The sequence below is a fragment of the Alkalihalobacillus alcalophilus ATCC 27647 = CGMCC 1.3604 genome (assembly GCF_000292245.2).
GTDB lineage: Bacteria > Bacillota > Bacilli > Bacillales > Bacillaceae_D > Alkalihalobacillus > Alkalihalobacillus alcalophilus.
In genome coordinates this window covers 14,635-32,183 of record NZ_ALPT02000023.1, presented here as the reverse complement: position 1 = coordinate 32,183, position 17,549 = coordinate 14,635, and the positions used below count along the sequence as shown (strand labels likewise).

23 protein-coding genes and 1 pseudogene are annotated in these 17,549 nt (G+C 36.3%); 9 read left to right on the top strand and 15 right to left on the bottom strand.

The annotated features are described in order from the left end of the window. Positions 1–170: 170 nt before the first annotated feature. On the top strand, positions 171–1,109 hold the full coding sequence (locus tag BALCAV_RS08205; RefSeq protein WP_003322948.1) for an alpha/beta hydrolase: 939 nt from the start codon (positions 171–173) through the stop codon (positions 1,107–1,109). Positions 1,110–1,279: 170 nt separating this feature from the next. Here the strand turns inward: BALCAV_RS08205 and BALCAV_RS08200 are convergent, their stop codons facing one another. After that, the gene (locus BALCAV_RS08200) at positions 1,280–2,035 is read right to left on the bottom strand and encodes a (S)-benzoin forming benzil reductase (RefSeq protein WP_003322947.1); all 756 of its coding nucleotides are present in this window, start codon (positions 2,033–2,035) and stop codon (positions 1,280–1,282) included. A gap of 226 nt (positions 2,036–2,261) precedes the next feature. On the opposite strand from BALCAV_RS08200, the gene BALCAV_RS08195 reads away from it, so the two are divergent. Further along, a complete protein-coding gene (locus BALCAV_RS08195; protein ID WP_003322946.1) occupies positions 2,262–2,558 on the top strand; it encodes a hypothetical protein in 297 nt (98 codons plus the stop codon). A 158-nt stretch (positions 2,559–2,716) separates the two neighbouring features. Here the strand turns inward: BALCAV_RS08195 and BALCAV_RS08190 are convergent, their stop codons facing one another. Continuing rightward, the gene (locus BALCAV_RS08190) at positions 2,717–3,004 is read right to left on the bottom strand and encodes a hypothetical protein (protein WP_003322944.1); all 288 of its coding nucleotides are present in this window, start codon (positions 3,002–3,004) and stop codon (positions 2,717–2,719) included. A 460-nt stretch (positions 3,005–3,464) separates the two neighbouring features. Here BALCAV_RS08190 and BALCAV_RS08185 point away from each other — a divergent pair, with 460 nt between their 5' ends. Further along, complete coding sequence (locus BALCAV_RS08185; protein WP_003322943.1) at positions 3,465–4,511, top strand: LLM class flavin-dependent oxidoreductase; 1,047 nt, start codon at positions 3,465–3,467, stop codon at positions 4,509–4,511. Positions 4,512–4,642: 131 nt separating this feature from the next. Here the strand turns inward: BALCAV_RS08185 and BALCAV_RS08180 are convergent, their stop codons facing one another. The 7 genes from BALCAV_RS08180 to BALCAV_RS08160 all read right to left on the bottom strand — a co-directional run bounded on the left by BALCAV_RS08180 (position 4,643) and on the right by BALCAV_RS08160 (position 10,071). Next, positions 4,643–5,041, bottom strand: coding sequence for an ectoine synthase (locus BALCAV_RS08180; RefSeq protein WP_003322942.1), 399 nt, complete (start codon positions 5,039–5,041; stop codon positions 4,643–4,645). Positions 5,042–5,106: 65 nt separating this feature from the next. After that, on the bottom strand, positions 5,107–6,390 hold the full coding sequence (gene ectB / locus BALCAV_RS08175) for a diaminobutyrate--2-oxoglutarate transaminase (protein WP_003322941.1): 1,284 nt from the start codon (positions 6,388–6,390) through the stop codon (positions 5,107–5,109). 84 nt (positions 6,391–6,474) lie between these two features. After that, on the bottom strand, positions 6,475–7,062 hold the full coding sequence (gene ectA / locus BALCAV_RS08170; protein WP_003322940.1) for a diaminobutyrate acetyltransferase: 588 nt from the start codon (positions 7,060–7,062) through the stop codon (positions 6,475–6,477). Positions 7,063–7,694: 632 nt separating this feature from the next. Then, positions 7,695–7,829, bottom strand: a complete 135-nt coding sequence (locus tag BALCAV_RS23070) for a hypothetical protein (RefSeq protein ID WP_268746798.1) — start codon at positions 7,827–7,829, stop codon at positions 7,695–7,697. Between the two features lie 29 nt (positions 7,830–7,858). Further along, positions 7,859–7,981, bottom strand: coding sequence for a YfhE family protein (locus BALCAV_RS22030; RefSeq protein ID WP_136445961.1), 123 nt, complete (start codon positions 7,979–7,981; stop codon positions 7,859–7,861). Between the two features lie 289 nt (positions 7,982–8,270). Beyond that, positions 8,271–8,834 carry a GNAT family N-acetyltransferase gene (locus BALCAV_RS08165; RefSeq protein WP_003322939.1) on the bottom strand — a complete coding sequence of 188 codons (564 nt, stop codon included), beginning with the start codon at positions 8,832–8,834 and terminating at the stop codon, positions 8,271–8,273. A gap of 328 nt (positions 8,835–9,162) precedes the next feature. Further along, on the bottom strand, positions 9,163–10,071 hold the full coding sequence (locus BALCAV_RS08160) for a TIGR01777 family oxidoreductase (RefSeq protein WP_003322938.1): 909 nt from the start codon (positions 10,069–10,071) through the stop codon (positions 9,163–9,165). Between the two features lie 161 nt (positions 10,072–10,232). Here BALCAV_RS08160 and recX point away from each other — a divergent pair, with 161 nt between their 5' ends. Both recX and BALCAV_RS08150 read left to right on the top strand, forming a co-directional pair. Continuing rightward, positions 10,233–11,066 (top strand): recombination regulator RecX, encoded by an 834-nt coding sequence (gene recX / locus BALCAV_RS08155; RefSeq protein ID WP_003322937.1) that lies wholly within the window; start codon positions 10,233–10,235, stop codon positions 11,064–11,066. Between the two features lie 14 nt (positions 11,067–11,080). After that, complete coding sequence (locus BALCAV_RS08150) at positions 11,081–11,398, top strand: YfhH family protein (protein ID WP_003322936.1); 318 nt, start codon at positions 11,081–11,083, stop codon at positions 11,396–11,398. Positions 11,399–11,469: 71 nt separating this feature from the next. Here the strand turns inward: BALCAV_RS08150 and BALCAV_RS21575 are convergent, their stop codons facing one another. Together BALCAV_RS21575 and sspK are read right to left on the bottom strand one after the other, a co-directional pair. After that, entirely contained in the window at positions 11,470–11,619 is a 150-nt protein-coding gene (locus tag BALCAV_RS21575; protein ID WP_003322935.1) for a YpzG family protein, read from the bottom strand. Between the two features lie 22 nt (positions 11,620–11,641). Next, positions 11,642–11,794 (bottom strand): small, acid-soluble spore protein K, encoded by a 153-nt coding sequence (sspK, locus tag BALCAV_RS08145; RefSeq protein ID WP_003322934.1) that lies wholly within the window; start codon positions 11,792–11,794, stop codon positions 11,642–11,644. Between the two features lie 93 nt (positions 11,795–11,887). Here sspK and BALCAV_RS08140 point away from each other — a divergent pair, with 93 nt between their 5' ends. Beyond that, entirely contained in the window at positions 11,888–12,154 is a 267-nt protein-coding gene (locus BALCAV_RS08140; RefSeq protein WP_003322933.1) for a YfhJ family protein, read from the top strand. Positions 12,155–12,270: 116 nt separating this feature from the next. On the opposite strand, the gene BALCAV_RS08135 is transcribed toward BALCAV_RS08140, so the two are convergent. Beyond that, on the bottom strand, positions 12,271–13,254 hold the full coding sequence (locus tag BALCAV_RS08135; protein WP_003322931.1) for a metal-dependent hydrolase: 984 nt from the start codon (positions 13,252–13,254) through the stop codon (positions 12,271–12,273). Between the two features lie 184 nt (positions 13,255–13,438). Here BALCAV_RS08135 and BALCAV_RS08130 point away from each other — a divergent pair, with 184 nt between their 5' ends. From BALCAV_RS08130 to BALCAV_RS08120, 3 genes and pseudogenes are all read left to right on the top strand, one after another. Next, the gene (locus tag BALCAV_RS08130; protein WP_003322930.1) at positions 13,439–13,747 is read left to right on the top strand and encodes a hypothetical protein; all 309 of its coding nucleotides are present in this window, start codon (positions 13,439–13,441) and stop codon (positions 13,745–13,747) included. Between the two features lie 4 nt (positions 13,748–13,751). After that, positions 13,752–14,845 (top strand): annotated as a pseudogene (gene mutY / locus BALCAV_RS08125) (A/G-specific adenine glycosylase). A 2-nt stretch (positions 14,846–14,847) separates the two neighbouring features. Next, positions 14,848–15,603, top strand: a complete 756-nt coding sequence (locus tag BALCAV_RS08120; RefSeq protein ID WP_003322928.1) for an SDR family NAD(P)-dependent oxidoreductase — start codon at positions 14,848–14,850, stop codon at positions 15,601–15,603. A 406-nt stretch (positions 15,604–16,009) separates the two neighbouring features. Here BALCAV_RS08120 and BALCAV_RS08115 read toward each other — a convergent pair whose 3' ends face one another. The 3 genes from BALCAV_RS08115 to BALCAV_RS22745 all read right to left on the bottom strand — a co-directional run bounded on the left by BALCAV_RS08115 (position 16,010) and on the right by BALCAV_RS22745 (position 17,444). Then, positions 16,010–16,345: a hypothetical protein gene (locus tag BALCAV_RS08115; protein WP_003324357.1), complete on the bottom strand. Its 336-nt coding sequence runs from the start codon at positions 16,343–16,345 to the stop codon at positions 16,010–16,012. A 132-nt stretch (positions 16,346–16,477) separates the two neighbouring features. Then, positions 16,478–17,011: a zinc-binding dehydrogenase gene (locus tag BALCAV_RS22750; RefSeq protein ID WP_235213091.1), complete on the bottom strand. Its 534-nt coding sequence runs from the start codon at positions 17,009–17,011 to the stop codon at positions 16,478–16,480. Beyond that, the gene (locus BALCAV_RS22745) at positions 16,932–17,444 is read right to left on the bottom strand and encodes an alcohol dehydrogenase catalytic domain-containing protein (protein WP_235213090.1); all 513 of its coding nucleotides are present in this window, start codon (positions 17,442–17,444) and stop codon (positions 16,932–16,934) included. Before BALCAV_RS22745 ends, BALCAV_RS22750 begins: the two co-directional genes overlap by 80 nt. Between the last annotated feature and the right edge of the window lie 105 nt (positions 17,445–17,549).

The window sequence follows — 17,549 nt, the reverse complement described above, 5'->3', positions numbered from 1 at the left end:
ACGCTTCTAGCCTCATCATAAGTAAGGGATTGTGTGAAGTCTTGAAAATGACTTCATACAATCCCTTTTTGTATTGAATTATGTAATTATCTTATAAAGCTTTTAAATTGAAAAGGATGTGGGAATATAATCGTAAATCTAAAAGTCGTTAAGTTATCGAGGTGGCCTGTATGCAAGAAAGGATATTGGAAGCCCTTGAACATATTCAAAGTGAAAAAAAGTTCTTTTCATTTGAACAAAATGAGAAGCAAACAGATGCGGTTACGGTGTATATCAATTACTATCAATTGCCGACTGAAGGAGTTAAATATCAATATGGATATGTCCATTCAGGTAATAAAGAAATATATTTGCAGTCTTTTGCCCCTGACAACCCACGTGGGACAGTCTTCTTAATGCACGGCTATTTAGACCATTTAGGCTGTTTAAGTCCCTTTATTACGTACTTAACTGGACAAGGTTATCAAGTCATCGGTTTTGATTTACCTGGTCATGGACTATCTACCGGGGAAAAAGCGTCGATTGATGATTTTCAAGAATACGTGGAAGTTTTAGATAATGTGTTAAATCTTGTCATTAACGATATCCATACCCCTTTATATTTAGTTGCACATAGTACCGGGGCAGCGATTAGTTTTTCATACTTGGTGAAACAACATCACTGTTTTGAACGGGTTGTGATGATTGCTCCACTGATTCGGGCTGCGTCATTTCGGGTATCACAAATTCTGTTCATTTTGGCAAGACCCTTTATTAAACACTTTCCAAGAGTGTTCCGAGCGAATTCAAAAGAGCAAGCTTTTCTTGAATTTATAAAAAAAGATCCATTACAGGCAAAAAAGCTTTCGATGAATTGGGTTGGGGCAAAGTTAAAGTGGTTTAATGCGATTAAAGGAGGGCAGGCATGTGAATGTGATGTCTTGATTTTACAAGGTGATCAGGATAAAACGGTTGATTGGAAATACAATTTATCCTATTTGGAAAAAAGTGTGCCAAACAATGAGATTCATGTTGTAGAAGGGGGAGGGCACCACCTTTTAAATGAAGTTCACCTTTTACAAGAAAAAATATTTCAGCAAATCGAACGGTTTTTCTCTACTGAAAAATAATAAGCTTTTCGAGAAATCTAATGTTTAGTGACTGTGTTAATTCATACGATAATAGATAGATTTCATATGGTTTCAATTGGTTCTTCTTTGACTAATCCCTGTCAGCATTTAAACAAATAAAGACTGCTCAAAAGTAATATAAGCTTTTTTGAGACAGTCTCGAATCGATTTTAAGTATATTGTTGGATGCTTACAACCTCGCCATTTGGAAAGTCATTGGCGTAAAGTAAGTCACTGATAACTTTAGCCACTCTATTTGCTGCCATTAGATGTCCTTCGGCTTTATAAGCTTGGAACCTAGCTAATTCAGTGAAATCAGTTTTATCGGTTGAACGAATTTCTTCTTGCATTCCTGTGTCGATAATCCCAGGGGCAAAGGCACAAACTTGTACAGGAAATGGTTGTTGCTTTTGCTCAATTGCCACTGTTTGGCTAAATAAATTAACACCAGCTTTTGAACTTCCATAGCTACTCCAACCATAAATTGGAGAACGAGAAGCCCCAGAACTAATATTAATAATTCTCTTATCGAGTTTATATTTTTCCGTTTGTTTAATAAAACAAGAGCTGAAAATTAATGGAGCCGTTAGATTGATCGAGATATTCCTTGATATTTCGAGTGGATCAGCATTTTGTATCGGCTTAATAGGTGTGATGACCCCTGCATTATTAATTAAGAAAATACGTTCTGCTCTTTCTAAATTTATTTTTTTAAAAATATTTTGGACAACCTCAGGGATTTTCTCCGTTTCACTTAAATCGAAAGGAACATCTTCAAAAATAGCATCTGTTGATTCAGAAAATAACGTCATTTCAGGGTTATTTGTTCTTGCTACTGAAAAAATATGAATCGGTTCTTGGAGTAATTGTTTTACAATTGCAGCTCCTAGGCCTTTAGAACCTCCAGTAATGATTGCATAATTCATCTCTAATATTCACTCCTTTAATATAAAGCAAACGGACGTATCTAGATTGTTAAAAAAAGCGAAGTCCGTTTTCGAGTTTCTAACAGGTTAGCTAAATTTCAATAAGTTTATCATATCTCTCAAAATAGCTCCTTGCAAATCTTTTTTAAAACGAGGTTATTCTTGATTCTTCTGAAAAACCCAGTATCATAAAGTATATAACCTAATTATAGGGGAGCTGTTACAATTGAATCTATTTAAAGCTCATGTCGTTCATCCACAAACGGACGTCCCGCTAATCATTTATTTTAACAAAAGAGACGGTTTTGTAACGTTTGCAAAAGACGAAGAAGTGATCAACATTTTAAAAAATATTAGAGAAGATCTTTGGAAGGATCATGTATTTTTGCATAACTTAGAAAAGGTAAACAGTCTTTGTGAAACACAGTATCCCGTTGATACATTTGAACAGGTCTATGAATTTCTCACAAAAGTAGGTTTCAAAAAAACGGATGTAGAATTTAAACAGATGATTTTACATTAAAAGAATGAAGAGGCTGGGACAAAACCCTTCTCTGATCTGAAAAGCCAGTAACATTTTACTCGTATAAAATGTTACTGGCTTTGTTCTATTCATTGGAAGTGTAAAGGATTCCATAAACAGAAAAATGGTATCTTTATGGAAATTAGAGTGTAAGTACTCTATTTTTCAGGTACAAGAATGGTTCGTTGTAAAGGTACTCCCCCTGTATTTATTGTACGTTCGGTAAAAATATAAGGTTTCTCGTCAATTAAAAAGCGACGATTACCTAAATACTTTACCATTTTACCTTGATTTTGAAGCTCTTGTTGAACAGCTTTTGTATGCTCATCTAACTTAGTATAACGTTGATCGAAATCAATAATAATGTGATTCTTTTTATAGCCCATTAAATAATTAAATAATCCCCATAAAACAATTAAAAACAATATAGCAAAAATGATAAACATATTCTCCACTCCTAATATAAATTTCTTTAAATATTTTTTTGAATTAATTCATCTAATATCAATAGTTTAAGTTCCTAGTAATCGAAAAAACTGCTATTCTACTTCTCTATAAAGTATACAGTATAATAGCTGTATATAAAATACTGAAAATGAAAAATTAGGATCTCGAAACTATTTGTTCTTTATAAATAATAATTAAGTGAATCAATTTCATACTGACCTCATTTTAAAATTTATGCTGCTTGTTGCTGCTTTGACTAGTACGAAGCCGACCCACAGCGAGTCTCGAAGCATTGTAAACCAAAGTGAACAAAAAACACCTCGGTCTTTAGACTCTTTTTCTACTTTTTATAGCTAGTAATGTCCCAGTATCTTTATTATAGGCAAAAAATTGTACATTAGTGCTTATTCGTTATTTAATAAGTACATGATAATAAAGAGAAGAGAGGGAGGGGTTCAAATGGAATTAGGAATTAGTACATTTGTCGAGACCACACCGCATGTAGGAACAGAGAAAGTCACAAGTCATGCACAAAGAATACGTGAGGTTGTGGAAGAAATAGAGCTCGCTGATCAAGTGGGATTAGATGTTTTTGGGGTTGGTGAGCACCACCGCGAGGATTATGCCGCGTCATCGCCGGCTCCTATCCTTGCTGCAGCTGCGACCCGAACAGAAAGAATTCGCTTAACAAGTGCTGTAACAGTTTTGTCATCAGCTGATCCAGTCAGGGTTTTTCAAGACTTTGCAACGGTTGATGCTGTTTCAAATGGACGAGCAGAAATTATGGCTGGTCGCGGATCCTTTATCGAATCATTTCCTTTATTTGGATATGATTTGAATGATTATGACGAATTATTTGAAGAGAAATTAGATTTATTATTGAAGATTCGTGATTCAGAAAAGGTAAGTTGGTCAGGTAACCATCGAGCCTCAATTAATAACTTAGGGATCTATCCTCGTCCCCACCAAGAAAAACTCCCGGTTTGGATTGGAAGTGGTGGTAACTCTGAATCTGTCGTTCGAGCTGGTTTATTAGGGTTACCACTCGTTTTAGCTATTATTGGTGGTAGCCCATCAAACTTCAAACCGTTAGTTGATTTATATAAAAAAGCTGTCGCACATGCAGGGCATGACTTTTCGAAATTAGCTGTTGCCTCCCATTCACATGGGTTTGTTGCCGAGACAACAGAAACAGCAGTAGAAAAATTTTATCCTTCGACCGCACAAGCGATGACAAAGCTAGGGAAGGAAAGAGGCTGGCCACCATATACCCGTGAGACATTTGATGCTGCAAGAAGTTTTGAAGGGGCTTTATATGTAGGTGATTCAGATACGGTCGCTGAAAAAATTATTAATTTGAGAAAGAATATCGGAATCACTCGGTTTATGTTGCATGTCCCAGTAGGTTCGATGCCACATGAGGATGTCTTAAGAGCGATTGAATTGTACGGAAAAGAAGTCGCACCAAAAGTTCGAGCGGAGATTGCGAAGTGGGAAGAAAATTAACTCTTTTAAAAGAAGGAACCGCAACAAGTTCGTAAAAACTTGTTGCGGTTGCTTTTTATGTTTAGCTTTAATTTAGATTTTTCGGGAGTTGGATGGTTCGTGTTGTGCTTCGAATGTTTTTATTAAGTCAATCACTCATCTGAATCATCTACAGGGTAAACCCCATTTTCATCATGCACTTCATTCCCTGTAAGGGGTGGATTGAAGACACATACCATTCGCATATTTGTTTTCGCACGAAGAAGATGTTCATCATGTTTATCTAACACATAAATTTCATCTTTTTTGATTGGCCACACTTTACCATCTGAAATCGTTTCGACTTCACCTTCACCCTCAATGCAATATACGGATTCGAGGTGATTTTGATACCAAATATGAGTTTCCGTACCCGCATAAATAATCGTATCATTTACAGAATAACCCATGCCATCTTTTTTCATCACAAGGCGGCGACTATTCCATGTTTTATCTTCATTTTTGACGTCATGTTCTGTTCCAATTACGTCTGCTAATTTAACTACTTTCATGATTAAAACCTCCAAAGATTGTTGATAAAATAGTTGATAAATTGTTAAAGTAATGTTATTTGCAATTATGGCGTCACAAGTTCTTTTTTCCCAATCACTGCTCTGACACTCTGTTCAAGGATGTTAAATCCTTTTTCAAGTGTTTCATTATCAATGGTTAAGGCAGGGAATAATTTGAAAACTTCATCGTCTGGACCTGATGTTTCCATAATTAAACCACGTTTAAAAGCTTCTGCTGCCACTTTTGATGCTAAGCCCTCAACTTCAGAGCAAATCCCAACCATTAATCCACGGCCGCGGAAGTGTCCTTTAATTTCAGGGTAATCTTGAACGATTTTTTCTAAATAAGCTTTTGTTTTCTTGGACTTTTCGGCAATGCTTTGTTCAAATTTCGGATCTTCCCAATAAGAAAGGGCTGCAGTTGCAGTAATGAAAGCATGGTTATTGCCACGGAAAGTTCCGTTATGCTCACCTGGTGCCCAAATATCAAGGTCCGGACGAATCAGTGTTAAGGCAAGAGGTAACCCCATTCCACCAATTGATTTTGAAAGGCAGACGATATCGGGAGTAATGCCCGCTTTTTCAAAACTAAAGAAAGTACCTGTGCGGCCAATTCCAGCCTGAACATCATCAACGATTGAAAGAATGCCCCAACGTTTACAAATCTTCTCTATTCTTTGTAGCCACTCGTAACTTGCGGCATTAATACCACCTTCACCTTGGACTGTCTCGAGAATCATGGCAGCTGGAATTGCAACTCCACTTCCACGATCTTCTAGGAAACGTTCGAGATACTCCAGAGTGTCGAGCTTATCACTGACAAAGCTGTCATAAGGCATCGTTACAACGTTATGCAAAGGAATTCCTGCCCCTTTACGTTTAAATGAGTTACCTGTGACAGATAATGAGCCAATTGTCATTCCATGGAATCCATTTGTAAAACTGATAATATCAGGACGACCCGTTACTTTACGAGCTAATTTCAGAGCACTCTCAACTGTATTCGTTCCAGTTGGACCAGGAAACATCACTTTATAGTTTAAGTTACGGGGTTTTAGAATCGTTTCATTAAAAGCAGTTAAAAATTCACCCTTAGCTGTTGTTGCTTTATCTAATGAATGGGTAATTCCATCTGCTAAAATATAATCAACTAATTTTGACTTCATTTTAGGATCATTATGACCATAATTTAGTGCTCCTGCTCCTGAGAAGAAATCAATATATTCTTTATTATCTTCATCCCACATTTTTGCCCCTACCGCTTTTGTAAAGACGGTTGGAAAACTTCTGCAGTAACTACGTACCTCTGATTCTAACTCTTCAAATAGCTTCATATCGGTTTGTGTCATTCTTTTGGTCTCCTCCTAATTAAAATATACATATACGGTGTATAGGTATTTCTGTGGTTAGACTTAGTTAAAGAGATAAGTTCTTTATAATAGAATTGGTCCTACTTTAAACATAAGCTCTTCTTCGTGGTTGTCACCAGGAAATAATTCTTCCTTAAAATAAGGTCGAATATCGCAGTTGGTTTCGTAGACTCTAGCCAATTTTTTAAATAGAGCTTGAGAGGCATCATTAGACGGGGTAACAGTAGCTTCTACAAACTTGATCTTCGGTAAGAAGTTACTTTTAATTAAGTAGTTTAATAAACCTGAAGCAATTCCCATACCATGAGCTGATGGTTTAACCCCGATTTGCCAAATAAATAATGTATCTTGGCGATTCGGAGGTCTAAAAGCTGTAACAAAACCTACCACTTCATCCTCGCGTTTAGCAATGACACAAGTTTCAGTGAAAAAGTCCGCCATCATAATATACTTGTAAGCTGAGTTTTGATCTAGAGACGTTTCATTCACTATCTCCCACATGGCAGTACCATCTTGCTTAGAAGGGTGTAAAAATTCAATAATTTCTGTTTTCTTTTCAGGTGCAATAACCGTTTGATTAATAATAGTTGTTTCCTCCTTTTCTTTTAAAATAAATGATAAAGGTAAATAACAGACGTTTCGCAATTTCAATTCCCAATTCTCATTACTTTTAAACGACTTTTTTATTACTTTTTTAAACTACATCATTAATCATAATTGTATCGTTTAAAAGGTGCAAACGAGTTAATCAAGGATTATCTAGCTAATAACAGCCTTAGCAACGTTCAAAGTATCTAAGAGGGAACATTATCTTATATCCTCCCATATCGTAAGCAATTCTCACAATATTAAAAAAATACCTATATATTAAGGGTGAAAAGACCTATTTGGTGGGGGAGAAATTACAACCGTTAAGGGGAGTATCTACAGAAAAACAAAGATAGAAGCAGCATTAGACAATAAAAGCCTTCTTTAGTCATCATTCTTCACAAAAAAGTCGGTGACTATTGGGAGAGATGTTGAAACTTTCGGATCGCGTGAATTAAGGTTGAAAAACAGGGGATAGGTAATGAAAAGCCGAGCTGACTCAAATTAGGGTGCGAAATGTCCGGGATAAGTAATAAAAATCGGTGCTGCGTCAAATTACGGTGCGAATAACTGGTAATTGCTAATAAAAAAGCGGAGTCCCCGGAATTAAGGTACGAATAATGCCAAGTGTTTATAGGCCAAAAAAACAGAAGAAAAGGGTAAATACTACTCTTCTCTTCTATTTTGGAATTCTTTTATTTGTTCTTTTTTCTTTTCTTCTTTTTATTTGTTGATTCTGTTTCAACTGGCTCTGCAAATTCTTGAGCAAATTCGGTTTCTACTGTTTCGTTTGTTTGATTTTGCTGCTGTTTCTGTTTCTTTTTACCCATAGGAAACACCTCTGTTCTTTTTAGTTGGTTTACATATTTTTAGGTTGAGAGCGTGCTGCACGGTCAGCAGCTCGGAATTCTGCTCCGTACTGAACTTCTAATGCCTTACGAAATGGAGTACGTCCATCTTGTTGTGCTTTCTTTTTAGTCATAATTTGCTGCCCCCTTCCATCAAGATACTTTTAGTTTGTACATTAAAAAGTAAAATATTCCATATGAATGAGAAGGATTTATTTAAGAGTAATCTTTAAGAGATTATCGCAAAAATTGGAGTAGTAGGGTAAGAAGGCTATTGAAACATAAGCTATAAGTTACTAAAACGATTGAGGGTGGAAGTTTCGATTTTCGTCTCAAAGCTAACAGCCCAAAAACAAAAGGAAAGCCATCTATTAGGGTACATGAACGGACCTTAATAAATGGCTTTTATTCACTTTATTAAATTTAAGCTTCCATTGCTTCTTGGTTTTCCATTTCGACTTGGTGAGTACGCAGTCTATGGAAGTGGTATTGGTCTTTTTCGATTTGAAAAAGGTCGTAAATTTCGCTGTCTTTGTTAAGATGTGCATATATATCTGGACGAATTTCATTTGCAAGTGTGCAATATGGCAACTTTTTGGCAGCTTGAAAAGAACGGACATTTTCTTTGCGAATTCTCATAAAGACAGTTTGAATGTCACAGCTGTAAAAGAGCTCATCAAAAAAAGCATCTTTTGCAAGCTTGTTATAACCTTTGCCAAAGAAGGGCTTTCCGATCCAAGTTCCGAGAAATCCAGCATTGTCTGATAGATCGAATAAATTAATGGTGCCAATCGGGGCACCCCATTCATCTGTAACTGTCCTAGAAATTAACTCACCGCGTTCTTCTGCCTCAATCGTTTGTTTCGTTAAAAACACAAACTCATCATAAGAATTTGCCTTTTGGCGAACATAAGGAAATACAGCAGGATCAATTAAATAGTCGTACAATACATGGCAATCAGCTACGTCACGTTTTTTTAAGATCATAAAAAGCCCTCCTTGTAAGACGAGGGCAAATAACGGTGATCCACCCTCGAATTTAATAGTCGTACATTATCAAATTCGGGGTGGGAATCGAACCCACTAGGACCAGAAAAACTGGTGGCGCACCAATTGCCTTCCCAATGTTTATATAATTGGATTTATCGGTATATAGCGTCATAATTAATGGTTAGATGTGATTAGCAACAGTTAACTACCTTTATATATTGTTATTTCGTCAATATACTCTTGATTCCTTCTATATATTAATGTTTTTTTTGAAAAAAAGATACATTTTTTTTGAAAAATATTGTGAAAAAATTTGCCATAATCCTTATTTTTGTAACAAATCTGTTAAGGCTTCGTTAAGGTTAGGGAATTTGAAGGAATAACCGTGCGTTAAGGCTTGTTCAGGTAAGACTTTTTGCCCGTCTAGGACGAGTGTGCTCATTTCTCCAAGTAAAATTTTTAAAGCAAAACTTGGCACTGGAATCCAGTGAGGTCGGTTCAATATAGAACCAAGAGTTTTTCCGAACTCTTTCATTTGTTTAGGATGAGGGGAGGTAAGATTTATTGGACCATTTAATTCCTCATGTTGCAAAACAAAAGCAAACAAATGAATGACATCATCAATATGAATCCAGGAAAACCATTGATTGCCTGTGCCGAGTGGACCACCAATGAATAACCGATAAGGAAGCAGCATTTGATTTAAGGCACCCTCATTAGCGTGAAGGACAATTCCTAAACGACAAAAAACGGTTCTAATCCCGAACTCGCGAGCCTGTGCGACCTGTCCCTCCCATTGATGAACGACGGAAGTTAAAAATTTATTATCAACTGATTTTGATTTTTCTGTAAATGTCTCGGACTCAGAGTTCCCATAATAGCCTATGGCAGAGGCACTAATGAGTGTTTTTGGTTTTTGTTTCAATTTGGAAATGATCGATAACAATTCATTGGTTGATTCAATTCGGCTATTCAAGATTTTTTGTTTTTGTTCAGTGGACCACCTTTTTCCCCCGATTGATTCGCCTGCAAGATGATAAATCGCTTCAATTCCTTCGAGTTCTACAGCGGGATTTGAATCATCACTAAGCCATTTAATATAAGTAACTCCTTCTTTTGCTTCTTTATTTTTTAAACTTCGTGTTAATATTTTGATTTGATGACCTTCTGTTAATAAATAATCAACAAGTCTTGATCCAATAAATCCGGTCCCTCCTGTAATGGCTATCTTCATATGACCCCTCTTTTCGTTGAGTATATATATTTCTTTTACCGTTGTTACGCTTTTCTTAAACATTCTTTTTAAGTTGACGATTCCCTTCTTAAAATGAAATACTTTATAATAAAGCCTAGTTTACGAAATGAAGTACTTTTTTCCAAAAAGAGGTGACATTAATGAAAGTAACGATTACGAAGATTACGGCCCATAAACGTTTTAAACAAAGGTATCATCTCTTTTTTAATAAAGGGAATGGAGAAGAGTATGGGTTCAGTATTGATGAAGACGTTCTAATTAAACGAGGTATTAAAAAGGGTCTTGAGATTGATCAAGAGGAACTAGAGCAAATTGTGGATGAGGATGAAAAAAAGAAAACTTATCATCTAAGCATTCATTACTTATCATATAGAATGCGATCGGTTTTTGAGTTAGTTGAATACTTACAAGGGAAAGAACGAAAAAAAGAACATATTGAATATACAGTGCAATTATTACTTGAACAAAAGTTATTAAATGATGAAGAGTTTGCGAAAAGTTTTGTGCGGACCAAAAAAAATACACAGCTAAAAGGACCGCTCAAATTAAAGCAGGAGTTAAAACAAAAGGGTATCTCTGAAGCGATTATTGAAGGAGCTTTAAGAGAATTTTCGTTTGCAGAACAAATTGAAAAACTGACAAAATGGTTAATGAAACAAAAACCATCCATGAGGGAATCGGCTCATGCCTTAAAACAAAAGCAGCAAAACAGATTACAAGCAAAGGGTTTTAGTCATGCAGTCATTCAGATAGCGTATGATGAGGTGGATGCAGATTTAGACAATGACTCTGATCAAGATGCCGAGTGGCAAGCTTTATGTTTTCAAGCGGAAAAGCTGAAAAGAAAGTACAAAACGAAGTATAATACTTATGAATATGAGCAGAAATTAAAACAAGGGTTATATCAAAAAGGCTTTCCGATTGATGAAATTACCCGTTTTATTGAAAAAGACAAAGAGAACGAGACATTTTAGGGGGAAGTATTGAAATGGATGAAAAACGATTTAGTGACATGAGTGAATATGAGCTTCATACAGTTATACGCCAATTTAATGAAAAGGCGAAAAAGGCGGAGCAGCTCGGAATGATGAATGAGTATGCGGTTTATGAACGGAAAGTTTGGATGGCTAAAGCCTATTTGCTTGATCCGAAACAATTTGAGCCAGGTAAAACGTATCAAATGTTTGATGAAGAATCGACATTTCAAATTTCTTATTTAAATGGTCATTTTGCTTGGGGTTATCGTAATGATCAAGCCAACCTTGATGCCGTACCGATTTCATTATTAAAAGTAGAGAGTAAATAAAAACTCCCCCTAAAATAAAGCTTTTAGGGGAAAGTTTTATAAAATGGTTGAGCTAGTCCATAATTTTTGTCTTAAGCACGTTTCCGTGTCTGCACGGCTAGAACAATATTATGGTAACTTTGTTGGGTCTCACCATTGACTTGGTGGAATGCACGTTTAGGGTTTGCTCTAGGTGATTGAAATGGATCTTGATAGTTATATCTCTTTTTCTCCTTACCCATAGTAAAAGCCCTCCTTATTAAGTTAACTGTCGTCAGCTTCGTTTGCCGATAGCATTCTTTCTTGTGGACGGTCCTTGATTGTCCCGTTTGCACGTTTAGAAGCGTGCTTTTCGTCTTCCAAAGATGCTCCTGAAAACTTAATGTGATTAGGAAAGTCTTTTGCTTTATTACGCATTGGATGAGCCCCCTTTCAACTAGCTCAATCTTAGTATGAGAAAAAGCGCTATGCTTTATTTGTGATAATTACTTGTAAATGGAGGAAATCAATGTGGAAGAAATTTTTCAACGACTTACGGATAAATTATTAGATGTTAATCAAGAGTTGACAGTGAATCAAGCGAGAACATGGGTGGAAGGATTATGGGAGGATTTTGAAGCAACAAGTGCAAAAGCCGGACGAACATATAAAGGGCAAGAAATGACGGAACAAATTGTTTTAAAGTGGATTAGTCAATATGGACCGCATTTACATAAGTATGCCCCTAAAAATGAAAAATTTTCTCATTTGAACAAAGATGAAGGATTGAAGCATTAAAAAAAGAAAAGATGATGAGAAGTATTGAAATTCTCATCATCTTTCTCTTTTGAAATGAGGGAAAGAGTAAAGAAACGTATCATAAAAAGGCTCATACGACACGGCATGTAGAAGTTCTAATTTTCGGTCAAGACATTTAATTTTTTTCTTAATGTATTTTCATTATAGACCCAGCCTGTATAAGAACTAATGATTTGAAGTTGCTCGTTTAGTTGGACGATGGCGACAAAGGGGTAATGTCCTTTGCTGCGGTATCGTAAATCGATAAATCGAACTTCTGTATAGTCATCATTCTTTTCTACTTCCCATCGATAGGTTGGAGAGAAGGATAAAAAAGCGTGTAAATTATCATCTTTTCTAGCTGCATTCATAATTGGCATGTCTGGAATAGGCTCAAATGGATATTGTTCAAAGTAATTGATTTCATTATGAGTGGATTCGGCCACATATAATGTCTCTTTCGTGCGAATGACGAGATGCCATTGATACCAACGCATGGAGGGTGAAACAAATATATGTGTCGCTGTTGGGTGTAGACGTTTCGCATGTTGAATGACTTTGTTTTTCTCGTAAAATCGCCAAATGTAATAAAGGATTAAGATACCGTATAGTCCAAAAAAGGTTGCTACTGGTGGGCTTCCGAGTAACCACATCATCAGAGCACCTAAGTGGGTAAAAAAGATATAAGGATCGAACGTATTAATGACGCCAAGTGCGACCCATCTTTTTGAAAATGGGCGTAGAGCTTGGGTGCCATATGCATTAAAAATATCAACAAATACATGTAGAAACACAGCGATAAAGGACCATAATAAAACGGTTGCCCAAGCAATACCTGGCACAAAAAGGGCAAGGGTAGCTGTAATTAATAAAGGCCATAATAATACGGCAGGGATGGAATGGGTTATCCCTCGGTGATTACGAAGGTAAACGGCATTATTTCGTAACTTCAACACAGTATCAAAATCAGGTGCTTGTGAACCAATTATTGTGGCAATCAGAACGGTCTTCTGCATCACTGGATCACTTGCTACAACTGGATCAACCATCGCTAATCCACCAAGAGCAAATCCCATTACTACATGTGTACCAGTATCCATTATGGATTCCTCCTCCTTGGTGAATAAAAGCTCACCTTTTAAAGTTTGAGCTTAGGATTTTCCAATGATATCAAATCTTTAGCGGAATTTCTATAATTAAGCACTTGGGAAAGTAGTTAAATACTTATAGTTCTTCTTTATTTATACCCGAAAATGAAAAGTTTAAAAGGCAAGGAGAAAAATCATGACAAAAGAATTACAAATCTTTATGGAATATAAAGTGAAACAAGAAATGATTGAAGAGTATGAAAAACTAATGAGCTCTATTTTACAACAATTAGAGGTGCTTGGGGCGACAGATATTAATTGGTTTGTTGCATCTGATCAACCATATTTATATGTAGAAATGTTTAAAGTGGAAACACATCGTCAATACGAAGAGATAAAACAAATCCGACAATCGACTTCGGAACCGATCTTTGGAAAGATGATTCCTTTGATTGAAGGTGGAGAGAAAAAAATTCATTGTTGGGCGTTTGAACGTAAGGAGTAGTGTTATGAGTCATCCAGATTTAGAAAAGTTTAGTATTATAGGTTTCCAAGAAGATTTAGTTGGTTGGTTTGTTGAACATCAACGTGAACTCCCTTGGCGCGAAAATAAAGATCCTTACCGTGTTTGGGTATCAGAAATAATGCTTCAGCAAACAAGAGTTGATACAGTAATTCCTTATTATACAAATTTCATGCGTGAGTTTCCGACTGCAGAAGCACTAGCGAATGCAGATGAAGAAAAATTTTAAAAGCATGGGAAGGGCTTGGATATTATTCAAGGGTTCGTAATTTACAATCAGCGGTGAGGGAAGTTGTAGAGCATTATGAAGGAGTCGTTCCAAACAATCGTAAAGAAATTTCTGCACTAAAAGGAGTAGGTCCTTATACAGCTGGAGCGATTTTGAGCATTGCCTATGACTTGCCAGAACCAGCAGTAGATGGGAATGTCATGCGAGTTTTATCACGAGTTTTATTAATTAAAGATGACATTGCTAAACCTAAAACAAGAACCCGCTTTGAAGCGATTTTGTATGAATTAATTTCTAAAAAGAATGCGTCCTTTTTTAATCAAGGGTTAATGGAATTAGGGGCTCTTGTCTGTACGCCGACTTCACCAGGATGCTTATTATGTCCAGTGCGTGAACATTGTAGAGCGTATGAACAAGGAGTTCAAACAGAGTTGCCAATTAAATCTAAAAAGAAAAAGCAACAGCAGAAAAATATGATCGCCTTAGTTATCAAAAATGAATTAGGTGAGTTTCTGATCGAAAAAAGACCGGATAAAGGATTGCTTGCTCGTTTATGGCAATTTGTTAACTTTGAAACCGAAAAGTTAGAACAGGAGAAAGTAAATATTGAAAAAGAAATAAGTAACTTTTTAAAAATAGATGGATTTGAAAGTCTTGGACCACTTCAAGAGGTAGAACATGTTTTTTCTCATTTAAAATGGCATATTCATGTTTATGAGTTGAAAGTATTATCGGCTGAATTGGAGCTCAGTACTAGTCAACGCTGGGTTCAAAAGCAGCAGATTGAAGATTATGCATTTCCTGTTTCTCACCAAAAAATCATTGAACAACAATTAAAAATGGAGGAATGATGATGGACTTAAACTTAGCGGGGAAAACAGTCTTAGTTACAGGGGGTTCTAAAGGGATTGGTCAAGCGGTTGCCTTAGCTTATTTAGCTGAAGGAGCAAAAGTAGTGGTTGTAGCGAGAAATGAAGCCGATTGGATGAGGGAATTTAAAGCTGAATATTTTCAGTTTATTAAAGCTGATTTAGTAATGGAGCAAGAACGTGAAAAAGTAGTCGAGATAGCCTTAGAAAAGTTTGGCTCAATTGACATTTTGATTAATAATGTTGGTGGTAGTAATGGCTCAACGATTGCTGAAACGGAGCTTTCCCTTTTTTATGAAGCCTTTAATTTAAACTATTTTTCGGCTGTCCATTTTAGTCAATTAGTTCTGCCAAAAATGAAAGAAAACGGTTGGGGGAGTATCATAAATATTTCTTCAATCTTTGGACGTGAATCAGGAGGGAAAGCTACATACAATGCTGCTAAAGCGGCGATGATTAGTTTTACAAAAGCCTTAGCGGATGAAGCGATAAAGGACGGAATTCGAGTTAATGGTGTTGCACCAGGTTCGATTTTACATCCAAGCGGAAACTGGAAAAAGAGAATGGAAGAGAACCCTGAGAAAATGAAGCAATTTGTTAAGAATGAAATTCCTGCAGGCCGATTTGGAACTGTCGAAGAAATTGCGAATGTTGTCTTGTTTTTAAGTTCTGAAAAAGCAAGCTGGGTTGTTGGAGCCACGTTAAATGTTGATGGTGGACAATCCAAGTCGAATTTTTAAGTGCTAAAACTATGTAAATGATGGAAGTGTCTTAGAGCGAATTGATTTATCGCTTTAAGGCATTTTTTTAGGTGTAATGTGGGAGGGGAAGGAGATAACGAACCTATGAATGAAGTCAAAATTTGAGGTCAAGAAATTGGGAATAGGTAATGAAAAATTGTGCTGAGCCGGATTAGAGTGCGAAAAAAGCGTAATAAGTAATGAAAATTGTGAGCTGACAGGATTAGAGTGCGAAAAAAGCGTAATAAGTAATGAAAGCCTGAGTTGAGCCGGATTAGAGTGCGAAAAAAGCGTAATAGGTAATGAAAATATGTGCTGAACCAGATTAGGGTGCGAAAAAAAGACAAATGAGATAGACTCTCACCTGTCTTTTAATGATAGTCATGAACTTTTAGATAATAGGTTCTTAATGCTCTCGATTTCTTAAATGAATTTCCTCAATAATTCTTTTTGTTTCTGGTGTACCTAAGCGATATAGAGCTTCATATACATCATCCATGCCTTTTTGATATTCCTCTTGATCGATATCTGTTTTGCTCTGGTCAAAATGCTCAAAGGAAAACAAATTACTCAGTTCTAAATCATGTTTTTGGACTTCATGAAGCAAATTAGCTAAATCTTTTTTTTCGGTTTCGGTTGCTTCAATTTCATATTCAATGAGCTGCCCATCGCCGATCTTTGTTGGACTAATGTCATCCATACTAATCGGATTTAAGTTAATATAATACTTTTGTTTTTCCATCAATTTCTCTCCTTTCCTAGCTCCTATTTTTAGGATAACCAGGCGCGAAAAAAGGATGTATCAGAAATGAGGAAGGATATTTTCGAAAAAAGATGCCTCTATATTAAGAGACATCTTTAAACCATTGCTAAATTATTTATGAATTAAAATCGCACGGCCATTTATTTCTTTTGCTTCCACAGCTTGATGAGCCATTACGGCGTCTTCTAATGTGAAAACTTGATGATTGTGGGTTTGTAATTTTTGCTCATGAAATAATTTACTAATTTGTTGTCCTGCTGCAATATAAGCTTCTTTTGGGACGGTAAATAAGAGCAGCCCTAATAAAGCAGCATTTTTTTGATTTAGTTGTCTCCAAAGTAACGGTGGTGTGTTGTCATTTGGTGAGCCAATTGTAATAATTCGTCCACCATTTTCAATGATTTCAAAGTCCGTTTCCATATTATCACTTAAAGACATTTCTAAAATGAGTGGTACACCAGCACCATCCGTTAATTCAAGCACTTTCTTCGTAATGGTCGTTTCTTTATATAAAATCACATGGTCGGCACCGGCTGCTTTTGCTATTTGTGCTTTTTCTGTTGAACTAGCTGTGGTAATGACGGTAGCACCAGCTTCTTTTGCTAATTGAATCGCCGCATATCCAACAGCCCCCAGAGCCACCATATATAAGGACCGTTTCGTCGCTTTTTAACTGACCTCGGAAGAAAAGAGCTAAATGAGCCGTTAAAAAAGGCATCGATAAAGCGGCGCCGTCGGCAAATGATAGCGAATCGGTTAATGGAAAGGCGAGTTCTGCATCAAGTGCAACGTATTCACCTGAAGCCCCTTTTGCATTTGAAGCCCAAACGCGATCACCTATGCTATGGGAAGTAACGTTTCCTCCAACTTCAATTATCGTCCCAGCAACATCAAAATGTGGAATATGTGGGAAACTAGGTACTTCTCTAATCCCTTTTCGAAAATATGTATCAACTGGATTAATACCACTTGCTTGAACTTCAATAAGTACTTGGTTGTCCTTAATTGTTGGTGTAGGCATTTCTTTGACTCTTAACACATCCGGCGTACCGTATTGTTCATAAACTAATGCTTTCATGCGATCACTCCTTTGAACAAGATATCTCCATCTTACGGAAAAATTCAAAAAAAACAAAGGAAATGTACTTACTAAAAAGGAGGAGATTATAAGGTCACGACAAAA

Excerpts from the sequence above, each read along its gene's own strand:
- BALCAV_RS08130 (WP_003322930.1), top strand. The coding sequence starts at position 13,439 with ATGACAAAAGAATTACAAATCTTTATGGAATATAAAGTGAAACAAGAA.
- BALCAV_RS22750 (WP_235213091.1), bottom strand. The coding sequence starts at position 17,011 with ATGGTGGCTCTGGGGGCTGTTGGATATGCGGCGATTCAATTAGCAAAA.
- BALCAV_RS08115 (WP_003324357.1), bottom strand. The coding sequence starts at position 16,345 with ATGGAAAAACAAAAGTATTATATTAACTTAAATCCGATTAGTATGGAT.
- BALCAV_RS08190 (WP_003322944.1), bottom strand. The coding sequence starts at position 3,004 with ATGTTTATCATTTTTGCTATATTGTTTTTAATTGTTTTATGGGGATTA.
- BALCAV_RS22745 (WP_235213090.1), bottom strand. The coding sequence starts at position 17,444 with ATGAAAGCATTAGTTTATGAACAATACGGTACGCCGGATGTGTTAAGA.
- ectB (WP_003322941.1), bottom strand. The coding sequence starts at position 6,390 with ATGACACAAACCGATATGAAGCTATTTGAAGAGTTAGAATCAGAGGTA.
- BALCAV_RS21575 (WP_003322935.1), bottom strand. The coding sequence starts at position 11,619 with ATGGGTAAGGAGAAAAAGAGATATAACTATCAAGATCCATTTCAATCA.
- BALCAV_RS08205 (WP_003322948.1), top strand. The coding sequence starts at position 171 with ATGCAAGAAAGGATATTGGAAGCCCTTGAACATATTCAAAGTGAAAAA.
- BALCAV_RS08180 (WP_003322942.1), bottom strand. The coding sequence starts at position 5,041 with ATGAAAGTAGTTAAATTAGCAGACGTAATTGGAACAGAACATGACGTC.
- sspK (WP_003322934.1), bottom strand. The coding sequence starts at position 11,794 with ATGCGTAATAAAGCAAAAGACTTTCCTAATCACATTAAGTTTTCAGGA.
- recX (WP_003322937.1), top strand. The coding sequence starts at position 10,233 with ATGAAAGTAACGATTACGAAGATTACGGCCCATAAACGTTTTAAACAA.
- BALCAV_RS23070 (WP_268746798.1), bottom strand. The coding sequence starts at position 7,829 with ATGGGTAAAAAGAAACAGAAACAGCAGCAAAATCAAACAAACGAAACA.
- BALCAV_RS22030 (WP_136445961.1), bottom strand. The coding sequence starts at position 7,981 with ATGACTAAAAAGAAAGCACAACAAGATGGACGTACTCCATTTCGTAAG.
- BALCAV_RS08120 (WP_003322928.1), top strand. The coding sequence starts at position 14,848 with ATGGACTTAAACTTAGCGGGGAAAACAGTCTTAGTTACAGGGGGTTCT.
- BALCAV_RS08160 (WP_003322938.1), bottom strand. The coding sequence starts at position 10,071 with ATGAAGATAGCCATTACAGGAGGGACCGGATTTATTGGATCAAGACTT.
- BALCAV_RS08200 (WP_003322947.1), bottom strand. The coding sequence starts at position 2,035 with ATGAATTATGCAATCATTACTGGAGGTTCTAAAGGCCTAGGAGCTGCA.
- BALCAV_RS08165 (WP_003322939.1), bottom strand. The coding sequence starts at position 8,834 with ATGATCTTAAAAAAACGTGACGTAGCTGATTGCCATGTATTGTACGAC.
- BALCAV_RS08135 (WP_003322931.1), bottom strand. The coding sequence starts at position 13,254 with ATGGATACTGGTACACATGTAGTAATGGGATTTGCTCTTGGTGGATTA.
- BALCAV_RS08150 (WP_003322936.1), top strand. The coding sequence starts at position 11,081 with ATGGATGAAAAACGATTTAGTGACATGAGTGAATATGAGCTTCATACA.
- BALCAV_RS08185 (WP_003322943.1), top strand. The coding sequence starts at position 3,465 with ATGGAATTAGGAATTAGTACATTTGTCGAGACCACACCGCATGTAGGA.